The sequence below is a fragment of the Thermocrinis ruber genome, assembly GCF_000512735.1.
Classification (GTDB): Bacteria; Aquificota; Aquificia; order Aquificales; family Aquificaceae; genus Thermocrinis; species Thermocrinis ruber.
Window position 1 is genome coordinate 1263467 of record NZ_CP007028.1, and the last position, 23491, is coordinate 1286957.

A 23491-nucleotide genomic window follows, 5' to 3' on the forward strand; every position below is an offset into this window, starting at 1 on the left:
GAAGACTACTGCCTTATAATTATCTTAGTCAAAGCTTACAAGGGAGGTTTGCCATGAAAGAATGCCTAAGGTTGATAACCGAAAGGAGGTCAATTACCTTCTTTGACCCAACCAAAGAAGTTCCCGATGAACTTATAAAGGAGATTTTAGAGATTTCCGCCACCGCACCCTCCGGATACAACCTCCAACCTTGGGAAGTGGTAGTAGTAAAGGACAAGGAGAAAAAAAGGCAGTTAAAGGACATATGCTACGGACAGCAAAAGGTAGAGGATGCCTCCGCCAACATAGTGTTTATTGCAAACCCAAGGGCAGGCTTTGAGCATGTGGATAAGGTCCTGGACAGCTGGGTGGAGCTCGGCTACGTACCCAAAGAGGCAAAGGAAAATCTAAAGGAGAACATCCAGAGGGGATGGACCGACAGAGATAAAGCTATAAGAAAGGCTATAAGGGATACCGCCCTCTTTTGTATGACGGTTATGATCGTAGCAAGGGCTTACGGGCTTGAGACCCATCCAATGGAGGGCTTTGACGAAGAGAGATTAAAGGAGTTTTTGGGGGTAGATAAGGATAAGGTTATACCCGTCATGCTTGCCATAGGATACAAGGACCCTCAAAAGGAACTACTTCCAAGGGCATACCGCTTTAAATTTGAAGAATTTGGCAGGTTTCTATGAAGTTTATAAACACAGACCTAACCTGCAGGCTTGACGCCCTTCCCTGGACAGGATTTCACACCAGGTTTGTTTTAGCCCTCGGCATCACTTGGGTTTTAGACGCCTTTGAAGTGGTTATAGTCAGTGCAGTCCTAAAGCCCATGGCAGAAGCCCTCCAATTTACCACCCAGCAGGCTTCCCTGATGGTAAGCGGTTTTCTCATAGGTGCCATACTGGGCTCCTTGATCTTTGGCTACTTGGCAGACAGGTTCGGCAGAAAAAAGCTCTTTATTCTTACATTGCTTCTGTATGCCGGGGGCACTTTTTTAACGGGCTTTGCCAACAGCTTTGAGTCCGCCTTGCTCTTTAGGATCTTGGCGGGTGCGGGCTTGGGTGGAGAGTTTGCAGCGATCCAGTCCGCAATAGACGAGTTTGTGCCCGCCCGCCACAGGGGAAAGGTGGATGGCACCATCACCGCCCTTTGGAACTTGGGAAGTATTATGGCTTCTTTATCTGCTTTGTATCTTTTAAAGCATTTTGACGAAGGCTTTGCTTGGAGGCTCGCCTTTTTTATTGGTGGTCTTTTGACCCTTTTGATCATATACATAAGGATATATGTGCCCGAGTCTCCCAGGTGGCTCATTTCCAAGGGAAGGCTGAAGGAGGCGGAGGAAATTGTCAAAAAGGTGGAAAGGGAGGCGGGCATCTCTCCAAAGGTGGAAAGTTGTCAGATTCCCGTTTTTGAGGGTAGCATATGGGATGCCACCAAGCTGATCCTAACCAAATACCGGTGGAGGTTTCTTTTTAGTGCGTCAATGAGTTTTACCATACTTACCACCTACTACGGCATGATCACCTTTTTACCTCTGGGTCTTTCAAAGGTCTATAATCTTAGCTCCAAGCAGGTCTCCGAGGTGCTCTTCTTTGGAAGTGTGGGAGGACTGATTGGAGGTCTTGTGGTAGCCTTTCTAAACGACAGGGTAGGGAGAAAGGTGCTTGGGGTTAGCATAAGTGGGCTCTCCGCTTTGGCGGTTTTTCTGTTTTTGCTAACGGACGCAAACCCTAAAGTTCTTTACTTTTTGTATTCGTTGATCGCCTTTTCCTTTGCCTCTGTGGCTTATGTGATCGCAACGGAGATATACCCATCCTACATTAGGGCATACGCCATAGGAGTGCTCTCCGTTGTAGGAAGGCTCTCGGGTGCCCTTGCACCACTGCTTGTGACAACCTTGGCTAGCAGAGACTACCTGCTCGGACTTTTGTGTATATCCCTCTTTTGGTTGGTGGGCTTTCTTGCCTTTGTGATATACGCCATCAAGGGAAAAGAGACCAAGGGCATGCCCATAGAACAGATAAGTTGAGGGTGATTTTCCTCAGTTTATTGACCTAAAATCCAGCTTATCTTATAAAAAAACTTTGCAGGAGGGGTATCATGGAAGCGGTAAGCTTTGAGTATAAAGCCTACAAGCCAAGACCTTTTACCAAGGAGGAGAGACCATACACTACCATACTCTTTGGTGGGCTTACCTTTAAACACGAAAGGCTCATAACGGGTGCCCTGGAAAACATGGGCTATAAGGCAAAGCCCTTGCCCAACATAGAGAGGATAGATTTGGACATAGGGAAGGAGTACATAGATGTGGGTGCTTGCTGTCCTACCACCTTTACCGCAGGAAACTTAGCAAGGGCCCTTATGGACATTGAAAAGAGGGAAGGAAGGGATGCGGTAAGGGATAGGTACATTTTTGTTACGGTCGGTGCCTGCGGACCTTGTAGGTTCGGACAGTATCACGAATCCTACGAGAGGGTCCTTGAAGGGCTAAACCTACGGGACTTTAGGCTCTTTCTTTTGGACCTTTTGCAGCTTGAACAGTCTGCAGAGGGTGGAGGTTTGGAAGTAAGCATGCCTCTTACCCTTGGGCTCGTCTATGCCATGTTCATGGGAGACCTGATAACGGACATGGAATACGCCACAAGACCTTACGAAGTAAAAAAGGGTCAAACAGACCAAGTGGTAAAGGACAGTGTGGAAGTGCTTTATGAAAGACTCAAAAAGAGACCCATAGTGGGCAAAAAGCTCGGGAACTTCCTTTGGCACATACTCACCGATTACTTCGTGGATGCCCTAAAGGAAGTTAAAAAGCTCTGGGATGAGATAGAGGTGGATAGGCTTCAGCCTAAGGCAAGGGTAAAGATCACCGGGGAGTTTTGGCTTCAGACCCACGAAGGAGACGGAAACTACAACATAAAAAGATGGTTGGAGGAACAAGGTGCGGAGGTTATCCCACCACCGGTAGCGGTCTGGATGGACTATCTTATAAACATGGAACTTTTCAAGCTTGAAGACGCCAAACCCTTTGTAAAGAACTACTACCTTAAAAAACTTGCCATTTCATTTTTTGCGTGGCTATATAGGAGAACCTACGACAAGCTCAGAAAGGCTTTGAATAACATTCCCAACCCATTGCCCTCCCAGAGGGAACTGAAGGAACTGGCAAGACCTTACTTTTACTACAGGCTAGCTGGGGGCGAGGGGCATATGCTTATCGGCAAAGCCCTCTACGCACTAAAACACAAGCAAGCCCATATGGTCTGCGAGCTGTCTCCCTACGGATGCCTTCCCAACACTATGTCTGTTGGTGCCATGGCAAAGGTACTGGCAGACTATCCGGAGCTCCTGTACGCACCAATAGAAATTAAAGGAGACTCGGAAGTACATGCATACTCCCGCTGTCAGATGGTTCTTACAGAAGCCAAGAGGAGGGCAAAGGAGGGGTTTGAACAAGCCTTGGAGAGAACGGGCTTGAGCTTGGAAGAGATCAGAGACTTTGAAGAAAAACATCCACAGCTCAAAAGGGCAACCTACAAGGTGCCAAACTATGGCTATGTGGGAACATCTGCTAACTATGTGATGCACGTAGCAAAACTCATGGGGAGGCTGAGATGATTTTGGGCATAGATGTAGGAAGCACCACCTGTAAGTATGTTTTGGTGGATGATCGTGGGAACATCTTAGATAAAGCCTACGAAAGGCACAACACAAAGACCGCAGAGAAGGTGTATGAGTTCTTAAAAAAGCTTGAAGAGAACTTTGGTTTTAAGCCCGGAAGGGACAGGGTCTATTTCACTGGCTCTGGTGCTACGCTGATCGCTCCGCTGGTAGGGGGAAAGTTTGTTCAGGAGGTGGTTGCGGTCTCCACCGCAGTGGAAAAACTCCATCCGGATGTGAGGTTTGTTAGCGAAATCGGTGGGGAGGATATGAAGGCGATCTTTTTCAAGGAGGTTGATGGGAAAAGGGTAAAGCAGGTCTTTATGCAAAACGCCTGCGCGGGAGGAACGGGCACCTTTATAGAAAAGACCGCAAGAAAGCTTGGAATTCCTCAGGAAAAGCTGGGTTCTATGGGATACAAGGGCTACAATCTCCACAAGGTAAGTGCCAAATGTGGCATCTTTGCAGAAGCAGATGTGAATACCTTGCAAAAGGCTGGAGTGCCACCGGAGGAGATCATGGCTTCCCTCTTTGAGGCGGTGGTCTATCAGAACCTCTCCCAACTTACCAAGGGAAACACTCCCATGTGGAAGGTGCTACTGTTGGGAGGTCCCAATCTATTCTTTAAGGGGCTTAGGGAGGCTTGGCGTGTGCACCTTCAGAGAATTTGGAAGGAAAAGGGCTTGAGGGATTGCACAGACCAAGAGATGGAGGAACTGGTGGTAGTTCCCGAAAACTCCCTTTACTATGCGAGCCTTGGTTGTGTCTTTTATGCCATGGAGGAAGAGGGCGGAGTTTATGAGGGCTTGGATAGGCTCAGGTGGTGGATAGAGGAGGGACAATACCAAGAAAAGCTAAAGGAGGGAAAGAGAGGGCTCGTGTCCTCTGAAGAGGAGCTAAGGGAGTTTTTGAAAGAGTACGAAGGGCAGTATAAGAAGATCGTTCCAAAGAAGGTTAAAAGGATAGCCATAGGGTGTGATTTTGGCTCTACCACCGCCAAGGCGGTGTGCGTCTCTGAGGAAGGAGAGCCAGTTTTTTCCTGCTATCAGATCAGCAAGGGCAATCCCATAGAGGATGCCAAAAGCATCTTCAGACAGATAAGGGAATTCTTTGGGGATGATGTGGAGGTTATAGGCTTGGGGCTTACGGGCTACGGAAAGGACCTTCTGAAGGATGTTTTGGGGGCGGACTGTGCGGTGGTGGAGACGGTTGCCCACGCTACGGGTGCCATGCACTTTTTTAAGGATGCGGACTGTATATGCGATGTGGGTGGGGTGGATGTAAAGATCCTTATCCTTCGCAACGGTTCTGTGGTAGATTTTAGGCTAAATTCTCAGTGTTCTTCCGGAAACGGTGCCTTTTTGCAAGGAGTGGCAGAAAGGTTCAACATACCACTGGAGGACATTGCCAAGCTTGCCTTTAGTGCAAAGGCCATTCCCAATTTTACCATGGGCTGTGGTGTTTTCTTACAGAGCGATATAGTCAATCAGCAGAGGAAGGGTTGGAAGGCGGAGGAGATCCTTGCGGGGCTATGCGCTGTTCTGCCCTTGAACGTGTGGATCTATGCGGGCAACATAAACAACTTGGCGCAGGTGGGCAAAAAGTTTGTGCTTCAGGGTGGAACCCACAAGAACTTGGCGGTGGTAAAAGCCCAAAGGGACTTTATAAAGTCCAAGGTGCCAGAGGCACAGGTGTTTGTACATCCCTACCCGGGAGAGGCGGGAGCTTTGGGTGTAGCCTTACTTGCCCTTGAGACAAAGGGTAAAAGCCAGTTTAGGGGCTTTGACGCTGTAGAAAACCTAACCTACAGGGCAACCACCTCCCAAGAGACGGTCTGCAGATGGTGTCCTATGAACTGTCAAAGGACCTTCATAGATGTGTTTGTAGGAGAAGGGGAAGGAAGACCTTGGAGTAAAGTGCCCTTGGAGAGGGGTTGGCTCAGGCTCATAGTTGGCAACGCATGTCCAAAGGGGCTTGTAGAAGACGAAAGCGAGCTTAAGATCCTTCAACAGGAGCTAAGGAGGGTGCAGGATGAGTTTCCTAACATTGCCCAAATTGCTAGGAAAACTGCGTTCAAGCCAAAAAGGGCAAGCCAGAAGGTCCATTAAGGTAGGCATTCCCAAGTTTTTAAACATCTGGGGCACAGCGCCCTTTTGGGTGGGCTTTTTTGACAGCCTGGGTATGAAAGTGGTTTTTAGCTCAGACACCTCCGAGGAGCAGTACAGAACTTACGGCAAGGGTAGGATCACCATGGACAGTTGTTTTCCAGTGAAAGCCCTTGCGGGACACATCGGAGAACTCTTACATAAGGACATAGACATCCTCTTTGTGCCCATGATCTATTCCCTGCCCTCCTTTTTGAGGGGGCATGTGATGGATACACTGTGTTGCACTCGGGTGATGATGGCACCGGAGAACATAAAGGCGGGATTTCTTAAAGAGAAGGATGAGTTCAAAGAGAGGGGTATAAAGTATGTTTCTCCCTTCGTGCCCTTTGGGGAGCCGGAGCTTTTACCCAAGTATCTCTTTGAAGGCTTAAAGCCTGCGGTGGAGGACCTCACCTACGAAGAGGTGGTAGAGGCGGTAAAGGAAGGCTTTGCATCCCTTGAGGAGTTTGACAAAAGCATGCGGGAAAAGTCTTTGGAAATTCTGCGCTGGTGCGTCAAAAACAACAGACCTGCCCTATTGGTACTGGCAAGACCCTATCACATGGACCCGGGCATAGGACACGAAATAGACGCAGAGTTTCAGCTTTATGGCTATCCGGTTCTTTGGTACAACTACCTACCGATAGACAAGTGGCTCTTGGACTGGCTTGGCATTTCCCTTGATATATCGGATGTATGGACCTCCTCTTACAGCTCTAACACCAACGAGATCATCTGGGGGGCCAAGTTTGCCAGCAGATTTCCCTGGATCACAGGGGTCATAAGGCTCTCTTCTTACGAATGTGGTATGGACCAGCCAACCTTTACGCCCGCCCAGAGGATCGTAGAATCCTCCGGCACTCTATTTTTCAAGTTTGGGGAGTTAGACGAAACAAAGCCCGCAGGCAGTGTAAAAATAAGAGTGGAGACTATAGTCTATTACCTTGAAAAGTACTCCCAAGACATCATCAAGAGGAAGCTAAGCAGGTTGGGGGAAGTGCCAAAAGAGTTGACATTATGATTAAACCCTCACTGTGCGTGTTTCTTCAGCCTCCCTCCTCTGGAGTGCATCTATTCACATTTCCAAAGCATTGGGGACAAAGGTCAAAGAAAACCAAGACTCCAAGCCCTCCTAACATCATATTCACCTGCGTGATCACCAGGTTTTCCTGCCTTTCTGGGAGGATCTGATACTTTTCTAACCTTTTCCCGCAGGCAGTCAAAGCCTCCTCCTGTCCGAGCTTGTGAAACTGGAATACGAGCCTTCTTGTACGCCTGCATTTCATCCACCTTGGCTGTAAGTCAAGCATTACAAAGTTTATCTGAACATTTGGATCCACCAACTGTGCCCTTTGCAATAGCTTTTCATACTTTCCCTTTTCCGTCATAGTTTAGTACCTCCTCCAGCAGGGCTTGAACCATCTCCTCTTCGCTAACTCTCTTTATGGGCTTTCCTTCCTTAAAGAGCCAAGCAAAGCCTCTTCCGCAGGCTAGACCCAAATCTGCTTCCCTTGCCTCTCCTATGGCATTGACCACACAGCCCATTATGGCAACCTTTAAGGGCTTTTCAAGACCCTTTAGCTTTTCCTCCACTTCCTTTACCACCTTTGGTAGGTCCACTTCAATCCTTCCGCAGGTGGGACAGGCTATGATCTCTATACCTCTCCGCCTTAGTCCCAAGGACTGTAGAATGGCGTAAGCAGTTTCCACCTCCACCTCCGGGTCGTCCGTCAAAGAGACCCTAATCGTGTCTCCTATGCCCTTGTAAAGAAGTATGCCTATGCCCACTGCGGACTTTACTATACCCTTTAGTCCCATGCCCGCCTCGGTAATGCCTATGTGCAGGGGAATGTCTGTGTGCTGTGCAAAGAGCTCGTTTGCCCTGATGTTTTCCAACACATCGGAGCCCTTTATGGAGACTTTAAAGTTATAAAAGCCCCACTTTTCAAACTTTTCTGACCAACGCATGGCACTTTCAAAGAGTGCCTCCGCCTTCGGATAGCCATACTTTTCCAAAAGGTCCTTTTCCAAAGAGCCCGAATTGACGCCTATCCTTATGGCAACACCCTTCCGCTTTGCCTCTTGGACAATATCCCTGACGATCTCTTCTTTTCCTATGTTCCCCGGGTTTATGCGAATTCCATGAACACCAGCCTCCATAGAGCCAAAGGCGTAAGAGGGCGCAAAGTGTATGTCCGCTATCACTGGTATGGGAGAGTTCTTTACTATATCCGGAAGGGCTTCCAGGTCCTCCCGATGGGGAACCGCAACCCTTATTATCTCACAGCCTGCCTTGGCTAGCCTGTTTATCTGAGAAAGGGTCTCTTCCACTTGGTGGGTCTTGGTGGAGGTCATAGACTGCACCACTATGGGGGCATCTCCTCCAACCTTAACCCATCCTACGCTTATCTGCCTTGTTTTTCTTCTCATAGACCTAAAAGTTATTCCTCATCGTCCAAAACTTCAATGCAGGGCAGGGTTTTACCCTCCAAAAGCTCCAAAAAGGCACCACCACCGGTGGAAACAAAGTCTATGGCGTTATAAACTCCAGCCCTGTGGATGGCGTGGTCTGTATCTCCACCACCGGCAATGGTTAAGGCGGGAGATTCTGCAAGCATTTTTGCGGTTTGATAGGTACCGTCCTTGAACCGGTCCAGCTCAAAAACACCCATAGGACCGTTCCAAATTACCGTCTGGGCGTCTGAGAGGATCTCCCTTAGTAGACTGACGGAAACGGGACCTATGTCAAGCCCCATCCAGCCATCGGGAATCTCTTGCCAGGGAACCACCTTGGTGGGAGTTTTGTCGGACACCTCCATTCCTATCACAAAATCCACAGGCAAGTAAAACTTGACCTCAAGCTTCTTTGCCACATCCATTATGTCCTTGGCAGTTTCCAAAAGATCCTCTTCCACCAAAGATTTGCCCGTAGGATAACCCATAGCCCTTATAAAGGTAAAAGCCATGGCTCCACCCACAAAGAGCTTATCCACCCTTCTCAGAAGGTTTTTCAGAATACCTAACTTAGAAGAGACCTTGGCACCCCCTATGATGGCAACCACCGGCCTTTGGGGGTTGATCATTGCCCTTTCAAAGTAGCTTATCTCCTTTTCCAGCAAAAAGCCCATAACCGCAGGCTTGAGAAACTGTGGCACCAAATAAACAGACGCATGCTTTCTGTGGCAGGTGCCAAAGGCATCGCTAACGTATATATCTCCGTAGCTTGCCAGCTCCTTGGCAAACTCTGGGTCTTTACCCTCTTCTCCGGGGTGAAACCTCAAGTTCTCCAAAAGCAAAACCTCTCCCTCCTTCAGGTTCTCCACCATCCTCTTGACCTCTTCTCCCACGCAGTCCGGTGCCATTTTAACCTCCCGGTTCAAATACCTTGAGAGCCTCTTGGCTACCGGCTGTAAGCTGAGCTTAGGGTCCCTTTTGCCATTAGGTCTTCCAAGATGAGACATCAGAATAACCTTTGCCTTTGCGTCCAAAAGATACTCAATGGTAGGCAAAGAAGCTTTTATCCTTGTGTCATCCTCAATGTTTCCAAACTCATCCATGGGCACATTAAAATCCACCCTAACCAAAACCCTCTTACCAGAGACGTTTTGACCCCTTAGAGTTTTTTTCTTAAAGGGCATGGGCATGCCTCCCTCAAAAGTCTAAGTCTATGTCCTCGTCGTCAAACTCAGTATCTGGCTCCGGAGAATAAACGCCCCTCATCTGAAGGGCAAGGTTCTTCAGGAGCTCCAGATAGTAAAGCACATCTTCATAGAGTTCTATCATAGACTTGTATTTGGACACCTCTTCGTAGGATGCTTTCTTTGTTCTCAAAAGCTTTTTGATGGCGATCCGGGTCATGTATGCTCGGGAGAACTTATCTTGCCACTCCTTCCAAAAATCCCTTGAGTTCAATGGGGCTTTCACTATAAAATACTCCAAGTTGGAAAGCTCTTCTAGGAGTTGAACATCAAGAGGATTTTTCATTTACACACCTCCTAAGGGATATTTTAACTTATTCCTTATAGGCTTCCAACTTTTCTGGCTTAGGTTTTAAAATTAAAATAAGGAATGGCGGAAAAAACCTTGGAGGTTGGCATACTTTCTGTAGTTAATCAAACCGCGCGGATTCTTAGCAAAAGTCTGAGCTTTGAGGAGGGTGCGGAGGAGTTTCTCAAAATACTGTACTCCTTTTGGGACGTGCCCTACAGCTACATAGCCCTCTACGATAGACCTAATAAGGTTCTCAGGATAGTCAAATCCTTTGGCTTGAGTAGGGAGGAGGTAGAAAGAGGAGTGTTCAAAAGAGGAGAAGGGATCATAGGAAAGGTTTATAAAATGGGCGTGCCGGTCGTGCTTTCTGACCTTCACGTAAGTCAATACTTAAACAAGACAGGTTTGAGGGATAGACTGAGCGGAAGGGAAACCTTTGTGGCGGTGCCCATAAAGGTAGGTGAGGAAACGGTGGGTGTGCTGGCGTTTTTTAAGGAGTTCAAAAGGGAAAGCGTAGAGGAAGGAATAAAACTCGCCATGATCCTTTCAGCCATGTTAGGGATGCTTTACAAGATAAGCCAGAGGGTGGAACAGGAAAAGCAGGAGTGGGAAGAGGAAAAGAGAATGCTAACGGAAGCCCTCTCAGAGAACTTCCGCATAGAAGGGATCGTAGGCAACAGTCCAGCCATAAGGCACTTGGCTGAGCTCGTCCGAAAGGTGGCACAAACGGACATAACTGTCTTGATCACTGGAGAGAGCGGAACTGGTAAAAGTCTTATTGCCAAGGCTATACACTTTGCAAGCCCCAGAAAATCAAAACCCATAATAACCATAAACTGTTCAGCCATACCAGAAAGTCTTTTGGAGGCAGAGCTCTTCGGATATGAGAAGGGAGCCTTCACGGGTGCCTATGCACCAAAGAAAGGAAAGTTTGAGCTTGCCAACGGTGGCACCCTCTTTCTGGACGAAATAGGAGACATGCCTCTGTCTATACAGCCCAAGATCCTGAGGGCTATACAGGACAAGGAGATTGAAAGGCTGGGAGGAGAAAAGACCATAAAGGTGGATGTGCGTATTATATGTGCCACCAACAAAAACTTGGCAGAGATGGTGGAAAAGGGAGAGTTCAGAGAGGACCTCTTCTATAGGATAAGCGTGTTTCCTATACACATTCCACCCCTGCGAGAAAGAAAGGAGGACATTCCCTTGCTCGTGGAACACTTTTTAAGGATCTTCAACCAAAGATACAAAAAGAATGTGCGGATAAGCTGGAGGGCTATGGAAAAGCTGATGGAGTATCCTTGGTATGGAAATGTGAGGGAGCTGGAGAATTTCATAGAAAGGCTCGTTATTTTGAGGGATGGGTTGCTAACAGAAAAGGACATTCCCGAATACTTCCATCCGGAGCATGGAAAGGTGAGCTTTAAACACCTGCCGAGCTTTGTAGAAGCCACGGAGAGAGAAGAGATCATAAAGGCTTTGGAAAAAACCGGATACGTAAAATCCCGCGCCGCAAAGCTCTTGGGTCTTACCCTAAGGCAACTTGACTATAGAATAAAGAAATACAACATAGAAGTGAAAAAGTTCTAAATTAGCCTTCTTATAAGGCTTTCAATAAGCCGGTAATTTTGTTCATACGCCCAGTCCTCCACCCGTAGCATGTCTTCTCCTATCTTCTCCTCCTGAAGCTCATCGTGGTAAAGCTCCGCCCACTCTTTAACCATATCCTGATCCACCTCTATGTGAAACTGCAAGCCCACAGCCTTTCCATACACAAAGGCTTGGTTTTCATACCTTTCAGAGGCATAAACCCTTACTGCACCCTTTGGAAGCTCAAAGGTGTCTCCGTGCCACTGAAAGACCTTCAATGTGTTTGGGAACTCTTGGAAAAGCTTATGCTCTCCCACCTTAAAAACATCCATCCACCCTATTTCCTTCCCCCTATCGCCCTTAAAGACCCTTGCCCCCAAAACCTTTGCAAGCATCTGGGCTCCCAAGCATATGCCCAAAATAGGAATGTTCAATTTCAGGGCTTGTTCCATGAGCCTAAACTCGTAAGAGAGAAAGGGATAAAGGTTCTCTTCGTAAGCACCCATATACCCACCGAGAACAACAAGAAGGGAGTATTCCTCCAATGGCTCTTTTAGAGTTTCCCCCTTTGCGGTGTCCAGATATTCCACTTTAAAGCCTAAATTTCTCAGGGACCTTTCCATCATTCCCAAGTGTTCCGCAAGCACATGCCTTATAGCCAAAGCCTTCATTCTATAGCACCTCCATTAAAGCTTTTGGTAGTTCATTTACACTTTCCAGCAGAAGGTCTGGCTTTATACCCTTCTCAAGGTCGCTTTCCCTGAATTTCCCAGTCTTTACAAGGCAAGCCTTCATTCCAACTTTTTGGGCTCCCAAAATATCAAACTCAATGTTATCACCCACCATCAAAGCCTCTTCAGGTTTAACTCCTAAGTGTTCTAAAACCAATCCGAAGAATTCTGCAGAGGGCTTACCTATCACGGTGGCAGTCTTTCCGCTTGCATACTCAAGAGCTTTTACAAAGGGTCCCGCATCAAGGGAAAGCTTTCCATCTTCGTCCAGAAAATATCTGTTTGGAGCAACCGCTATGAGCTCCGCACCCTCTAAAAGTAGCCTAAAGGCAGTGTTTAGGTTTTGGTAGTTAAAGTTTGTGTATGCATCTGCAACAACCACATACTTTATTGGATATTCCTCCAAGCCTTCAAACTCCTTCCGTGCCATGTCAGAAACCAAAAGGTAGGCATTGGCTTTGTTCTTTACTAAGAACTCCCTTGAAACCTTGAGTGCGGTAAAGAGTTCTTCCCTTTCCAGATCAAAGCCGAGATTTCTCAGCCTTTCAAAAATTATGCGAGAGGGAACCCTCGTCGTGTTGGTGACGAGGGCTATTTTGAAGTTTTTTCTGAGTTCTTTGAGGGCCCGCGGGGCCCCCTCTATTACCCTATCCCTTATGGTTAGCACCCCATCTATGTCCAAAAGGATAGCCTTTATGCCCATACCTTAAAACATAAACCCAACTTCCACACCTATACGCGTTTGATCCTTCTTTCCGTTCACAGTAAATTCTTTGTCTGCCTTTACGTAAGAGAGCTCACCCCTCAAGAATAAGGGACCATGGGTGTAGGCGGGAGTTACGGTAAAGGTCAAACCCTTGTTTCCGTCGCCAAGACCCACTAAATCTAAACCCCCAGCGTCGGAGTTGTCCTTTACATACTCTATCCTACCAGAGAGCTTAAAGGGTTTTAGATCATAAGATACATGCAGTGCTACACCGCTTGCCTTTGCCTTTTCTGGAACATTTGCTTTGTCGCTTTTTGGAGCCTCCACATAGAGCAAGTCTGCACCAAGGGAAAGTTTATCCAGTGTGTAGGAAGCTACCAGGTTTATCTCCCTCTTGTTGGAAGGATCTGCGGTATCATTTGGTCTTGAGTTTTTATCGGGAAGGATAACATTAAGGGCTATTGAGCCATCTTTTATGGGAGTTAGTCCAAGGCTTGCCTCAAGGGCGGGTTTTGGGTCGGTTGTGCTGAGAGTATAAAAGCCGTCGTTTACTCCAAACTTTACAAAGAAGAGGTCTGTGCTGTAGGTTATCCTAACGCCGTTGTTTATTACGGGTTGCATGTTCCAAACCAAACCCCTTTGGATGTAGTTGTTTTGGTAAGTAAAGGCGGACTCATAGCCTATTATGGTGGGAAGCTTTCCTGCTTGAATGGAGAGTCCTTTCATGGGAGAGTATTCCAAGTATGCCACGGGAATTGGGCTGAACAGGTCTGTGGATTCGGAAGTCTTTGAGAGTGCCACACCCACCACTGGAGTTGCGTATGCACCACCGATCAAGGTAAAGCCAAAGGGCTCTGCGGACTTGGAAAGACTAATAATGGTTGAGCCCACATCGTAGCGGGTATTTTTGTTGTCATTTAAAGCTTTGTTGTTGGAGTGGATGGTATAGACGGTTAGGGCACCGCTAACGTTGATTGTACCCATGGGCTCAAGCTTTAGCTCGAGGGCTTGTGCAAGGGCTACGGAGCCAAAAAGGCTGAGAAGGGCTAACTTTTTCATGGCAAAACCTCCTCTGTTAAAGGTTGTAAGCCTTTTCACGGTGCTGGGAGTTGTCTAGCCCAGCTATTTCCTCTTCAGGGCTTACCCTCAGACCTGTGAGGGCTTTTGCCACGATGAGGATCACAATGGTGGCTATGGCATCGTAGACTATAGTTACTACAACTGACAAGATTTGGATCAAAACTTGCCCTGGGTTTCCATAAAGAAGACCTTTGCCCGCTTCGTTGATGGAAGGGTCCGCAAAAACACCGGTAAGGACTGCACCGATTATTCCCGCCACTCCGTGAATGCCGAACACATCAAGGGCGTCGTCATAGCCAAGCTTGTGCTTTAGCACTGCCACCGCAAAGTAGGGCACAACGCCAGCCACCAAGCCTATGATGATGGCACCTATCACGTTCACAAAGCCCGCTGCTGGAGTTATGGCTACAAGCCCAGCTATGGCACCAGACGCAAGACCAAGGACGGTGGGCTTTTTGGCGTGGAGCCATTCCACAAACATCCAAGATAGGGCTGCAACCGCTGTGGCAATGTTGGTGTTCAGAAGAGCCGCCGATGCCAGAGCATTTGAAGCTACCGCGGAGCCTGCGTTAAAGCCAAACCATCCAAACCACAAAAGCCCAGTACCTATAACAACCATGGGAAGGTTGCTGGGAATGAGGGCAGTATCCTTACGCCTACCCAATATCAAGGCACCCACCAAGCCCGCAATACCTGCGTTTATGTGCACCACAGTGCCACCCGCAAAGTCCAAGGCACCCAGCTTTGCCAAAAAGCCATTACCCCATACCCAGTGGGCTACGGGCACATACACAAAGCTCACCCAAAGGATGCTGAAAAGTAGCCATGCGGAAAACTTCATTCTCTCTATGTAGGAACCGCTTATGAGGGCAAGGGTTATCGCCGCAAAGGTTCCTTGAAAGGCTACGAACAGAAGCTCGGGAATTGTACCCTGAAGGCTTTTAACATCAACACCGCTTAGAAAGAGCTTTTCAGGGCTACCTATTATTCCTCCAATGTCCGTGCCAAAGGCTAAGGTGTATCCGTAGATTACCCACACCACGGAAGCAATGGCATAAGCGGTAAAGACCATGGCTATAGTGTTTAGGGTGTCCTTTGCCTTCGCCAATCCGCCGTAGAAGATGGCAAGACCGGGCAGGCTCATGAGCATAACTAAGGCTGTAGATGTAAGCATCCAAGCGGTGTCCCCCGTGTCTAACTTGGGGGCTTGCCCTTCTGCAAAGGCTAAGCTTGAAAGCAATAGTGGTATAATACTTGCTACGCGACGCATTCTATCTCCTCCTTTGCCCCGCCTTGAGGGCGGGGCGGTTTTTTTTAATTAAATGTCAAAGTAAAGTTCAAACTCCTTGGGGTGAGGTATGAACCTTATCTCGTCTATTTCCTTTCTCTTGGCTTCTATCCAAGTTTGGATTAGATCCTCGGTGAAGACACCACCTTTCAGAAGGAACTCAAAATCGTTCTCGAGGGCTTTTAGGGATTCCTCCAAGGAGCCGGGCAGTTGGGGTATGTCCTTTAGCTCTTCCGGAGGCAGTGAGTATATGTCCTTGTCAAAGGGCTCTCCGGGATGGATTCTGTTCTCTATTCCGTCTATTGCAGCCATCAGTATGGCGGAGAAAGCCAAGTATGGGTTGCAGGTTGGGTCTGGGAACCTGATCTCAATTCTCTTTGCCTTGGGAGATTGGGAGTAGGTGGGTATTCTTATTGCAGCAGAGCGGTTCCTTGCAGAGTAGGCGAGCCTTACAGGTGCCTCAAAACCGGGCACAAGCCTGTGGTAAGAGTTTATGGTGGGGTTGGTGAAGGCGGTCAGTGCAGGTCCATGTTTTAGAATACCGCCTATGGCATAAAGGCATATCTCAGAGACGCCCGCATACTCGGAGCCCGCAAAGAGGTTTTGCCCATCCTTCCATATGGAGAAGTGGGTGTGCATACCATTTCCGTTGTCGTTGGGAAGAACCTTGGGCAAGAAGGTAGCAAACTTACCATACTTGTGAGCCACCATTCTAACCACATATTTGTAGATGAACAGCTTGTCCGCCTGATTTACCAGAGAATCGTAGCGTATGTCTATCTCTCCTTGCCCGGCAGTGGCAACCTCATGGTGGTGAAGTTCTACCACAATACCGAGCTGGGACAAAATGGATACCATCTCGCTACGGAGTGCGTGGGTCTTATCCAAAGGTGGCACTGGGAAGTAGCCCCTCTTGTGAGGTATCTTGTAGCCAGAAGAAGTAATCTCCCTATTCCACCATCCTTCCTCTGAGTCCACCTTCCAGAAGGCGTAGTTGGCGGAAGTGCCAAACTCCACCGAGTCAAAGATGAAAAACTCCGCCTCAGGTCCATAGTAGGCGGTGTCTCCTATGCCCGTTTGTCTCAAGTACTGCTCTGCCTTTTGGGCTACATAACGGGTGTCTCTGCCATAACGCTCCCTGGTGATAGGATCGTAAATGTCGCATATCATCACAAGGGTTTTTGGCTCCATGAAGGGGTCTATGAAGGCAGTGGTTGGGTCGGGAATGGCTAGCATGTCCGACTCGTGTATAGACTGCCAACCCCTTATGGAGGAGCCATCAAAGCCTCTACCCTCTTCAAAGGTAGAGAGAGACAGCTCGTAGGCTGGGATGGTAAGGTGTTGCCACTGACCAAAAAGGTCAGAGAATCGGAGGTCCACATACTGGACCCCTTCCTGCTCAATGAGGCTCAGCACCTCCTCCGGTGAATACTTTGGCATGGTTTGACCTCCTTTATAGGATTTTTTATATAGCTTGCTCACCTCTTTCTCCTGTCCTTATTCGGACCACCTCTTCTACAGGAATGACAAAAATCTTGCCGTCTCCCACCCTTCCTGTCTGGGCTGTTTTCATTATAGTCTCTATTACCTTCTCCACATCTTCATCCTTTACCACCACCTCAATCTTGACCTTGGGCAAAAAGTCAATAACGTACTCGGTGCCTCTGTAAATTTCAGTGTGTCCCTTCTGCTGACCAAAACCTCTAACTTCCGTGACGGTCATACCCCCTATGCCTATCTCCACCAAGGCATCTTTTACCTCATCCAACTTAAAGGGCTTGATGATCGCTTCTATCTTTTTCATTTTCCAACCTCCTGTATAGTTTTTGTGCAAAAAGTGTGCCAAAAGACACACTCCGCACGGGCAATATTTTAAAAGCCTCTGAACACCTAGTATAGCCCAAAGTCTTGTAAAATTGCTTACATTTTTGTAAATTTGTTAACACAGCTAAAAGCTAACTGTATCAAGAAAGAGCATAAGAAGAACTCCCACCAAAAAGCCAAGGGTGGTGGCAAAGGTTCTACCTTCCGAGTAAGCTTCCGGGAAAACTTCCTTAACGGTTATGTAAAGCATGGCACCCCCTCCAAAGCCCATACCCACTGGCAGGGAACCTTCAAAGACCTTCATGAAAACGAAGCCAAGGAGGGAAAAAAGCCCCTCTATCGCACCGCTCAAAAAACCAACCGCCAAAGCAGTTATCATTCCTCCCCCTAAGGCATATATAGGCAGGCTAACCACCAAGCCCTCAGGTATATCCTGAAGGGATATAGCCAGTGCGGTTGCTAGTCCATCCTTACCTGAGTATGCGGTAGCTATACCTACACTGAGACCTTCTGGGATGTTGTGAATGGTTATTCCCACCACGATCAATGTTAGCTTTTTCATCTTCAAAGGCAGTATACCCTCCTGTCCCATAGTAGGGTGTTCGTGAGGAAAGAGCCTCTCCACAAGAGCCATAACTCCAAAGCCGATGGTTACACCCAAGGCGGTTTTGAAAAAGCCACCCTTTTCCACTGCGGGCAGTATAAGACTTGTAAAACTGGCGGTTAGCATCACACCACCCGCAAAGGACAGGCTAACGTTCAGGGATGAGAGGGCTGTTCCTCTGAAGAACAAAACCATAAAACTGCCTACAGCAGTGCCTATTACCAAAAGCAAAGAACCCAGCCAAATTTCCATCAAATCAACTGGGAGAGCTTAAAAAGAGAATAAAGCTCAACACCCTCTTTACTCAAGTTTTCTTGAGCCCCCTCCTCTCTATCCACCACCGCAAAAACGCCCACCACCTCCAAGCCCTCCCTTCTGCAAGCCTGCACTGCCTTTAAGGAGGAACTACCGGTGGTAATCACGTCCTCCACCACCGCCACCCTTTCCCCTGCACTCAGGAGTCCCTCCACCTGCTTTCCTGTGCCGTGTCCCTTTGGCTCCTTTCTGACTACAAAGGGCTTTATAGGATTTCCGTCCAAATAGGATACAAAGGCTACCGCGTAGGCTATGGGGTCTGCGCCAAGCGTGAGCCCACCTACTCCTTGAACGCCAAACTGCCTGACCAATTCATACATGAGCTTGCCCACCAAATAGGCTCCCTCCGGGTCAAGGGTAACCTGCTTTAGGTCTATGTAGTACCTACTGAGTTTCCCGGAAGAGAGCTTAAAGATGGGCTCCTCTGCCACCTTTAGGGCTCTGCTGAGTATGAGCTCCTTTAACCTATTATCCGCTGACATTTTTGCTCAGTTTTGCTTTTGCATACTCCATAAGCCCACCAGCCCGCAGGATTGCCTGAAGCTCCTCTGGGAACTTGGTAGCTTTGTACTCTTTGCCCGTGGTAAGGTTTCTTATTATGCCACTGTCCAAATCCACCTCCAGCTCATCACCGTGATTTATCTCATCCACCGCCTCTGGTGCCTCCACAATAGGAAGCCCTATGTTTATGGCATTTCTGAAGAAGATCCTCGCAAAAGACTTGGCAACCACTACAGGAACCCCCGCATACTTTATGGCGATGGGCGCATGCTCCCTTGAAGAGCCACTGCCAAAGTTCCTACCCGCCACTATTATGTCTCCCGGCTGATGTTCCTTGGCAAAGTTGGGGTGTTCTGAATCCTCCATAACATGCTGTGCCAATTCATAAGGGTCCGAGGTGTTCAAATAGCGGGCAGGTATGATCTGGTCTGTGTCCACATTATCTCCAAACTTCCAAACCTTTCCTCTAAAGCGCATGGGCATATTTTAACACCAAAATTTCTGAATATAACCCTCTGTTCAATGTTATAATCTATGAGGCTGTTCTAAAAATCCCTTATCGGGACCGTCCCCCCAGCCTCTAAGGGAACTAACCTACTCCTCACCCTATCCCACACCCCTTCCACCAACAATGGCTTCAGAGGAGAAAGGTCTCTTGGTAAGACCTTTCCAAGGATAGGGAAGAGGAGGGCTACCTTCAGAACTTGCCAAGCACTTTGAAGGGTAGTTTTTGCCACCCTTCCCTGCTCGGGATTCCTTCCATAGGCTCCCTCGCAGGAGCTTGGTTCACTCTGAAGGCTTTGTATGAGATTGGTTAATAGCTCCTTTGCATACTCTACACTCCTTAGTTCGCTTTCTAAGGCATTCCTCTTATATTGGTTTGTTTCTTCCTCTAAAAGTTCCCTGAGTTCCTTTTCTTTCTCTTCATACCTTTTCAGTGCAAACTCCAGATATGTTTTGTCTTTCAAAAGTTTCTCGTAATTCTCAGGCATGTCCTCTTTAAATCCCAGTGCTCTTCTTCCTATCACATAAGCTCCAGCTATGTCTTTATCTATGTTCAACTGTGGTGCATACTTTAGCATGCCTATAACTGAGGTGTAGGCAGGGTTTACCTCTATCACCTCCACTCCCTTTATCATTGCTACCCTCTTTAGCTTTTGCAAGAATTTTTTGGCGTTCCAGTTGTGAAGTATTTTTCTTAGCTTGGCTTTCCCATCTCCACGCTTTCCCTTCCTAAGCTTTTTCAAATTCTCTACGGCTATAGCTTTACCTTTCTCAATAGCTAAATTCACCATTTGATGGGCTAATATCCACTCTTGGTGGTCTTTGCTGTTTTGAGAAAGCCCTAAAAGGTGGTGTAGGCTGATGGTTTGATAGCTTAATAGCTCTCCAGTTTTTGAGACTTCTGCTACCGCTAAGTGTATGGGTGATGCGTTAATGTCTATGGCTATTACTCCGTTCTCTTTGGTGTATCTAACTTCAGGTGTTGGAATTTCAAAGGATACGCTTCCATAAACTTCTCCATTTCTTAGCTTTAATTCCACTGTATAAGGGAAATAGCTTGGAATTTGCCAACTTTCTAAAAGCATAGCCATAAAAGTGAGCCACTTGTCTTTACTATTGCTTGGCTCTCTTAACACTTTGGCATAAATAAACTCTCTGTTTCCTGTGGTAATTCTAAGGCAAAGCTGTCCGTTTAGTTCTTCAAATCTCATTAGTCTGTTTCCTCTGTCTGATTTTGACCCAATGCTTACAAGTGTTCCCTGCCTTTGTTCTTTCCATTGCTTTTTAAGTTTTTCTCTTGCTTTTCCTGTAAGGTGATTTTTGCAGAGTTTTTCAAAAAGCCTTTTGCCTCCAAATACCACCGGTTTATCGGTAGAATATTGCTTAGCCTTGTAAATAGCTGAATCAATGTATTTTGTTGGTAATTCAGGGAATAGCTGTCTTAGTCTTTGGTATATTTGGGCGTGTGGGTTTCTTGTTTTCTTTTTCTCCAGCTCTTTTAGCATGTTGTATGCTACACGAATGGCAGAGGATTGCTTACGCATAAGCTTTATGAGTTTTTCTTTGTCTTCCCTTTTCAGTTCAAGCTTGAACTGTAGGCTAACAAACATCAAGCTTAGATTTTAGAGGAAATACCTTTTTGCGTCAATAGGTCTGGATTTTTAGAATACCCTTTATAATTTATTGCCATGCGTCTGTTTGTGGATAGGGTGGAGCTGGAGGATGTGCTTACAAAGGCAAAATCTGCTACAGAAAAGAAGTCAGCCCTTCCTGTTCTAAACAACTTTAAGCTGTTAGCGGAAGAAGATCGGCTTATCATTTACGCCACAGACCTGGAGAACTTCTTGGTTTTAAACCTACCCGCAAGGGTGGAATCTCCCGGAGAGACCTCTGTCAACGCAGACAAGCTGACATCCATAATAAAGAATCTGTCCTCCGCCGAAGTATATATGGAGCTGGAAGAGGATAAACTGATTATCAAAGGAGGAAAGAGCCAGTTTAAGCTGGTTTGTGGCGACCCTTCCGAGTTTCCTGAATTTCCCGAGGTTGTGTGCAAAGGTGATATTCCGAGCAGTTTGCTTTTAAAGGGGATATCCAAGGTAGATTATGCAATATCCAAAGAGGACACGAGGTATGCCCTTCAGGGCATGTATGTGGGAAGTAAAGAAGGCAGGCTTCACTTTGTGGGTTCTGATGGACACAGGCTTGCCCTCTATATGCCCGAGGGTGTTTCCTTTGACGAGGAGCTTTTGCTTGCCCGTAAGAGCCTAAAGGTCTTAGAAAAGCTTTTAAAAGACGCCATAGGTTCTGTGGAAGTGGGCAAAGACGAGAATTTTGCCCATGTGAAGGGAGAAAACTGGTCCCTCTCTGTTAGGCTTTTGGAGGGAGAATACCCTGACTATATGGCGGTTATCCCTACCGACTACACGATAAATGTGCTACTTGATAGGTCTGAGTTTGAAAATGCCCTAAAAAGACTTTCTGCAATAGCATCAGCCAAAGCCTTTCCTGTGAAGCTTTCGTTCTCCTCTGAGGTCATTTTGATGGAGATATCGGAGCCTGAGTTTGGTGAAGGCAAGGATGAGGTGGAAATACTGGAGAGCCTTTCCGCCATTGAGCCTATGGACATAGGTTTTAACGGAAAGTATCTTTTAGAAGCCCTTGGAGAGTTTGACTTTGACAGGGTATATCTAAAGGCAATAGATGCAGACAGCCCTGTGATACTTGAAAGCGCAAACTTGGAAAAGGATCCCTATCTCTGCGTAATCATGCCAATGAGGCTCTAAGAATTGGCTTTCTGTTGGCTTCTGCCTCCTTTATTCTTCTCACCGGTGTAGTTTTTGGACTGGTTTTTACCTCCTCCGGGTCCTGCTGGAGTATTTCCTTTATGGCATTGGCAAAAGCCCTTATAGTTCTTGGGCTCTCTGTTTCTGTAGGTTCAATCATGAGTGCATCCTTGACCACGAGGGGGAAGTAGACAGTGGGTGCGTAAAAGCCTTTGTCCAAAAGGGCTTTAGCTAAGTCTAAGGGACTTATGCCGGTTTTTTGCATAGAAAAGACCACTTCGTGCATTTTGGGTGAGCTTGGGTATGGATCCCATAGAACATCCTTAAGAAGGCTGTATAAATACCTTGCGTTCAAAACTGCAAACTTTGATACCTTGTCTATCTCCTTGCCGTAGGACAGGATGTATGCCAGAGCCCTAAGCATCACACCCACGTGTCCGTAAAAGGTAAGCACCTTACCCACGCTTTTGGGAATGTCCCAATTGAGGTAATACCTTTGACCGTTAAACTCCACCTGTGGCACAGGCAGGTAGGGCTTTAATTTTTCTGAAACTCCCACGGGACCAGCACCCGGACCACCACCTCCGTGGGGCGTGGAAAAGGTTTTATGGAGGTTAAAGTGCATAACATCCACTCCCCAAGTAGCGGGCTTTGCCACATCAACTAAGGCGTTGAAGTTGGCACCGTCCATGTAAAGGAGAGCATCCTTTTGATGCAGGGCATCTGCGAGCTTTTTTACCTTTCTCTCAAATATGCCCAGGGTGTTCGGATTTGTTAGCATAAGCCCTGCGGTTCTGTCGTCAAGCTTTTTTATGAAATCCTCCCAGTCTAACTCTCCGTTTGCGTCGCTTTTAACACTTACCACCTCCAAACCACATATGCTGGCAGAAGCTGGGTTTGTGCCATGGGCGGAGTCTGGCACCAATATTTTGTTTTTGTGGGTATTTCCTCTATCTCGGTGATAGGCGGTTATTAGCAGTAAGCCAAGTAGCTCCCCCTGTGCACCGGCAGCGGGCTGAAGACAAACCTCCGCAAAACCGCTAAGCTCCTTTAAAAGCTCCTTGAGCTCATACATAAGCCTGAGGGTGCCTTGGACGCAATCTTCCGGAACAAAGGGGTGCATCTGTGTGAAGGCTTCTATCCTAGCCAGTTCTTCGTTGATCTTGGGGTTGTATTTCATGGTGCAGGAGCCAAGGGGCACCATGGTGGTGTCTATGGCGTAATTTCTCTGGGAGAGCTTTGTGTAATGTCTTACCACGTCAAGCTCCGAGACCTCCGGGAAGTTCAAGTCCTCTCTGTAGTATTCGCCAAGATACTGGGCTACATCCACCGCCGGCACATCCAACTTGGGTAGCCTGTACCCTTTCCTTCCTTTCTCAGAAAGCTCAAATATCAGCTCCACCTTTTTACCTCTTTTGCTCTTTTTTGTCCACGGGTTGTTCCGGAGTTCGTGGCAATCTCTCCGTCAAAGGCTTACAGCTTACCGTGTTTATTATGAAGGTATCTCCCGATGTAGTATAGCATCCGTAGGCGTTGTATGGCACACATTCATCGGTTTCCGCCACCACAAGCCTATTCCTCTGGGGTTCAAAGGTTATCTTGCACCTCCCACACACCTGAGGTCTAAGGCTTTCCTTCTTTAGCAAGCTCTCGCAGTTTTCCACGTTTTCTATAATCGTAGTGCGCAGGCTGTATTTATAAAGTCCTTCTTCGCCCGTTCTCACCATCCCACAGGAGGCAGAAAGTATTAACAAAGCTAAGGTTAGTTTCCTCATAGCTATAA

At 47.3% G+C, this 23491-nt stretch carries 23 protein-coding genes; 7 read left to right on the plus strand and 16 right to left on the minus strand.

The annotated features are described in order from the left end of the window. The first annotated feature begins 53 nt into the window (after nt 1-53). The 5 genes from THERU_RS06795 (at nt 54) to THERU_RS06815 (ending at nt 6810) form a co-directional block, all read left to right on the plus strand. On the plus strand, nt 54-674 hold the full coding sequence (locus tag THERU_RS06795) for a nitroreductase family protein (RefSeq protein WP_025306528.1): 621 nt from the start codon (nt 54-56) through the stop codon (nt 672-674). Further along, the gene (locus THERU_RS06800; protein ID WP_025306529.1) at nt 671-2014 is read left to right on the plus strand and encodes an MFS transporter; all 1344 of its coding nucleotides are present in this window, start codon (nt 671-673) and stop codon (nt 2012-2014) included. Before THERU_RS06795 ends, THERU_RS06800 begins: the two co-directional genes overlap by 4 nt. 71 nt (nt 2015-2085) lie before the next feature. After that, nucleotides 2086-3600 carry a hypothetical protein gene (locus THERU_RS06805; RefSeq protein ID WP_025306530.1) on the plus strand — a complete coding sequence of 505 codons (1515 nt, stop codon included), beginning with the start codon at nt 2086-2088 and terminating at the stop codon, nt 3598-3600. Next, complete coding sequence (locus THERU_RS06810; RefSeq protein WP_025306531.1) at nt 3597-5750, plus strand: BadF/BadG/BcrA/BcrD ATPase family protein; 2154 nt, start codon at nt 3597-3599, stop codon at nt 5748-5750. Before THERU_RS06805 ends, THERU_RS06810 begins: the two co-directional genes overlap by 4 nt. Next, on the plus strand, nt 5674-6810 hold the full coding sequence (locus THERU_RS06815; protein WP_038532237.1) for an acyl-CoA dehydratase activase-related protein: 1137 nt from the start codon (nt 5674-5676) through the stop codon (nt 6808-6810). The genes THERU_RS06810 and THERU_RS06815 overlap by 77 nt, the downstream gene beginning before the upstream one ends. A gap of 25 nt (nt 6811-6835) precedes the next feature. Here the strand turns inward: THERU_RS06815 and THERU_RS06820 are convergent, their stop codons facing one another. From THERU_RS06820 to THERU_RS06835, 4 genes are read right to left on the minus strand one after another with little or no spacing between them, the layout of a single operon-like run. Next, the gene (locus tag THERU_RS06820) at nt 6836-7177 is read right to left on the minus strand and encodes a hypothetical protein (RefSeq protein ID WP_025306533.1); all 342 of its coding nucleotides are present in this window, start codon (nt 7175-7177) and stop codon (nt 6836-6838) included. After that, nucleotides 7155-8219, minus strand: coding sequence for a flavodoxin-dependent (E)-4-hydroxy-3-methylbut-2-enyl-diphosphate synthase (gene ispG, locus THERU_RS06825; RefSeq protein WP_025306534.1), 1065 nt, complete (start codon nt 8217-8219; stop codon nt 7155-7157). Before ispG ends, THERU_RS06820 begins: the two co-directional genes overlap by 23 nt. A gap of 11 nt (nt 8220-8230) precedes the next feature. After that, the gene (locus THERU_RS06830; protein ID WP_025306535.1) at nt 8231-9427 is read right to left on the minus strand and encodes a phosphoglycerate kinase; all 1197 of its coding nucleotides are present in this window, start codon (nt 9425-9427) and stop codon (nt 8231-8233) included. 13 nt (nt 9428-9440) lie between these two features. Continuing rightward, a complete protein-coding gene (locus THERU_RS06835; protein WP_025306536.1) occupies nt 9441-9773 on the minus strand; it encodes a hypothetical protein in 333 nt (110 codons plus the stop codon). An 84-nt stretch (nt 9774-9857) separates the two neighbouring features. Here THERU_RS06835 and THERU_RS06840 point away from each other — a divergent pair, with 84 nt between their 5' ends. Next, on the plus strand, nt 9858-11369 hold the full coding sequence (locus THERU_RS06840; protein ID WP_025306537.1) for a sigma-54 interaction domain-containing protein: 1512 nt from the start codon (nt 9858-9860) through the stop codon (nt 11367-11369). Here THERU_RS06840 and THERU_RS06845 read toward each other — a convergent pair. From THERU_RS06845 to THERU_RS06890, 10 genes are all read right to left on the minus strand, one after another. Then, nucleotides 11366-12040, minus strand: a complete 675-nt coding sequence (locus THERU_RS06845) for a type 1 glutamine amidotransferase (RefSeq protein WP_025306538.1) — start codon at nt 12038-12040, stop codon at nt 11366-11368. The two genes, THERU_RS06840 and THERU_RS06845, sit on opposite strands and share 4 nt — an antisense overlap. A 1-nt stretch (nt 12041) precedes the next feature. Further along, nucleotides 12042-12803, minus strand: a complete 762-nt coding sequence (locus THERU_RS06850) for a TIGR01458 family HAD-type hydrolase (protein WP_025306539.1) — start codon at nt 12801-12803, stop codon at nt 12042-12044. A 3-nt stretch (nt 12804-12806) separates the two neighbouring features. After that, on the minus strand, nt 12807-13865 hold the full coding sequence (locus THERU_RS06855) for a porin (protein ID WP_025306540.1): 1059 nt from the start codon (nt 13863-13865) through the stop codon (nt 12807-12809). A 16-nt stretch (nt 13866-13881) separates the two neighbouring features. Continuing rightward, nucleotides 13882-15156 carry an ammonium transporter gene (locus THERU_RS06860; RefSeq protein WP_025306541.1) on the minus strand — a complete coding sequence of 425 codons (1275 nt, stop codon included), beginning with the start codon at nt 15154-15156 and terminating at the stop codon, nt 13882-13884. A gap of 48 nt (nt 15157-15204) precedes the next feature. After that, nucleotides 15205-16614 (minus strand): type I glutamate--ammonia ligase, encoded by a 1410-nt coding sequence (glnA, locus tag THERU_RS06865; RefSeq protein WP_025306542.1) that lies wholly within the window; start codon nt 16612-16614, stop codon nt 15205-15207. A 25-nt stretch (nt 16615-16639) separates the two neighbouring features. Further along, nucleotides 16640-16978 carry a P-II family nitrogen regulator gene (locus THERU_RS06870; RefSeq protein WP_025306543.1) on the minus strand — a complete coding sequence of 113 codons (339 nt, stop codon included), beginning with the start codon at nt 16976-16978 and terminating at the stop codon, nt 16640-16642. 144 nt (nt 16979-17122) lie between these two features. Continuing rightward, nucleotides 17123-17854 carry a ZIP family metal transporter gene (locus THERU_RS06875; protein WP_025306544.1) on the minus strand — a complete coding sequence of 244 codons (732 nt, stop codon included), beginning with the start codon at nt 17852-17854 and terminating at the stop codon, nt 17123-17125. Continuing rightward, nucleotides 17854-18399 carry an orotate phosphoribosyltransferase gene (gene pyrE, locus THERU_RS06880; RefSeq protein WP_025306545.1) on the minus strand — a complete coding sequence of 182 codons (546 nt, stop codon included), beginning with the start codon at nt 18397-18399 and terminating at the stop codon, nt 17854-17856. Before pyrE ends, THERU_RS06875 begins: the two co-directional genes overlap by 1 nt. Further along, complete coding sequence (gene leuD / locus THERU_RS06885; protein WP_025306546.1) at nt 18386-18895, minus strand: 3-isopropylmalate dehydratase small subunit; 510 nt, start codon at nt 18893-18895, stop codon at nt 18386-18388. The genes pyrE and leuD overlap by 14 nt, the downstream gene beginning before the upstream one ends. 68 nt (nt 18896-18963) lie before the next feature. Further along, on the minus strand, nt 18964-20532 hold the full coding sequence (locus THERU_RS06890; RefSeq protein WP_025306547.1) for an IS200/IS605 family accessory protein TnpB-related protein: 1569 nt from the start codon (nt 20530-20532) through the stop codon (nt 18964-18966). Nucleotides 20533-20610: 78 nt separating this feature from the next. On the opposite strand from THERU_RS06890, the gene dnaN reads away from it, so the two are divergent. Next, complete coding sequence (gene dnaN, locus THERU_RS06895) at nt 20611-21708, plus strand: DNA polymerase III subunit beta (RefSeq protein ID WP_025306548.1); 1098 nt, start codon at nt 20611-20613, stop codon at nt 21706-21708. Here dnaN and gcvPB read toward each other — a convergent pair. After that, the gene (gcvPB, locus tag THERU_RS06900; RefSeq protein WP_025306549.1) at nt 21689-23110 is read right to left on the minus strand and encodes an aminomethyl-transferring glycine dehydrogenase subunit GcvPB; all 1422 of its coding nucleotides are present in this window, start codon (nt 23108-23110) and stop codon (nt 21689-21691) included. The two genes, dnaN and gcvPB, sit on opposite strands and share 20 nt — an antisense overlap. Nucleotides 23111-23114: 4 nt before the next feature. Continuing rightward, on the minus strand, nt 23115-23483 hold the full coding sequence (locus THERU_RS06905) for a hypothetical protein (RefSeq protein ID WP_025306550.1): 369 nt from the start codon (nt 23481-23483) through the stop codon (nt 23115-23117). Between the last annotated feature and the right edge of the window lie 8 nt (nt 23484-23491).

Bases quoted from the DNA above. Each gene is read 5' to 3' on its own strand.
- THERU_RS06795 (WP_025306528.1), top strand. From the start codon at position 54: ATGAAAGAATGCCTAAGGTTGATAACCGAAAGGAGGTCAATTACCTTC.
- THERU_RS06800 (WP_025306529.1), top strand. From the start codon at position 671: ATGAAGTTTATAAACACAGACCTAACCTGCAGGCTTGACGCCCTTCCC.
- THERU_RS06805 (WP_025306530.1), top strand. From the start codon at position 2,086: ATGGAAGCGGTAAGCTTTGAGTATAAAGCCTACAAGCCAAGACCTTTT.
- THERU_RS06810 (WP_025306531.1), top strand. From the start codon at position 3,597: ATGATTTTGGGCATAGATGTAGGAAGCACCACCTGTAAGTATGTTTTG.
- THERU_RS06815 (WP_038532237.1), top strand. From the start codon at position 5,674: ATGAGTTTCCTAACATTGCCCAAATTGCTAGGAAAACTGCGTTCAAGC.
- THERU_RS06820 (WP_025306533.1), bottom strand. From the start codon at position 7,177: ATGACGGAAAAGGGAAAGTATGAAAAGCTATTGCAAAGGGCACAGTTG.
- ispG (WP_025306534.1), bottom strand. From the start codon at position 8,219: ATGAGAAGAAAAACAAGGCAGATAAGCGTAGGATGGGTTAAGGTTGGA.
- THERU_RS06830 (WP_025306535.1), bottom strand. From the start codon at position 9,427: ATGCCCTTTAAGAAAAAAACTCTAAGGGGTCAAAACGTCTCTGGTAAG.
- THERU_RS06835 (WP_025306536.1), bottom strand. From the start codon at position 9,773: ATGAAAAATCCTCTTGATGTTCAACTCCTAGAAGAGCTTTCCAACTTG.
- THERU_RS06840 (WP_025306537.1), top strand. From the start codon at position 9,858: ATGGCGGAAAAAACCTTGGAGGTTGGCATACTTTCTGTAGTTAATCAA.
- THERU_RS06845 (WP_025306538.1), bottom strand. From the start codon at position 12,040: ATGAAGGCTTTGGCTATAAGGCATGTGCTTGCGGAACACTTGGGAATG.
- THERU_RS06850 (WP_025306539.1), bottom strand. From the start codon at position 12,803: ATGGGCATAAAGGCTATCCTTTTGGACATAGATGGGGTGCTAACCATA.
- THERU_RS06855 (WP_025306540.1), bottom strand. From the start codon at position 13,865: ATGAAAAAGTTAGCCCTTCTCAGCCTTTTTGGCTCCGTAGCCCTTGCA.
- THERU_RS06860 (WP_025306541.1), bottom strand. From the start codon at position 15,156: ATGCGTCGCGTAGCAAGTATTATACCACTATTGCTTTCAAGCTTAGCC.
- glnA (WP_025306542.1), bottom strand. From the start codon at position 16,614: ATGCCAAAGTATTCACCGGAGGAGGTGCTGAGCCTCATTGAGCAGGAA.
- THERU_RS06870 (WP_025306543.1), bottom strand. From the start codon at position 16,978: ATGAAAAAGATAGAAGCGATCATCAAGCCCTTTAAGTTGGATGAGGTA.
- THERU_RS06875 (WP_025306544.1), bottom strand. From the start codon at position 17,854: ATGGAAATTTGGCTGGGTTCTTTGCTTTTGGTAATAGGCACTGCTGTA.
- pyrE (WP_025306545.1), bottom strand. From the start codon at position 18,399: ATGTCAGCGGATAATAGGTTAAAGGAGCTCATACTCAGCAGAGCCCTA.
- leuD (WP_025306546.1), bottom strand. From the start codon at position 18,895: ATGCGCTTTAGAGGAAAGGTTTGGAAGTTTGGAGATAATGTGGACACA.
- THERU_RS06890 (WP_025306547.1), bottom strand. From the start codon at position 20,532: ATGTTTGTTAGCCTACAGTTCAAGCTTGAACTGAAAAGGGAAGACAAA.
- dnaN (WP_025306548.1), top strand. From the start codon at position 20,611: ATGCGTCTGTTTGTGGATAGGGTGGAGCTGGAGGATGTGCTTACAAAG.
- THERU_RS06905 (WP_025306550.1), bottom strand. From the start codon at position 23,483: ATGAGGAAACTAACCTTAGCTTTGTTAATACTTTCTGCCTCCTGTGGG.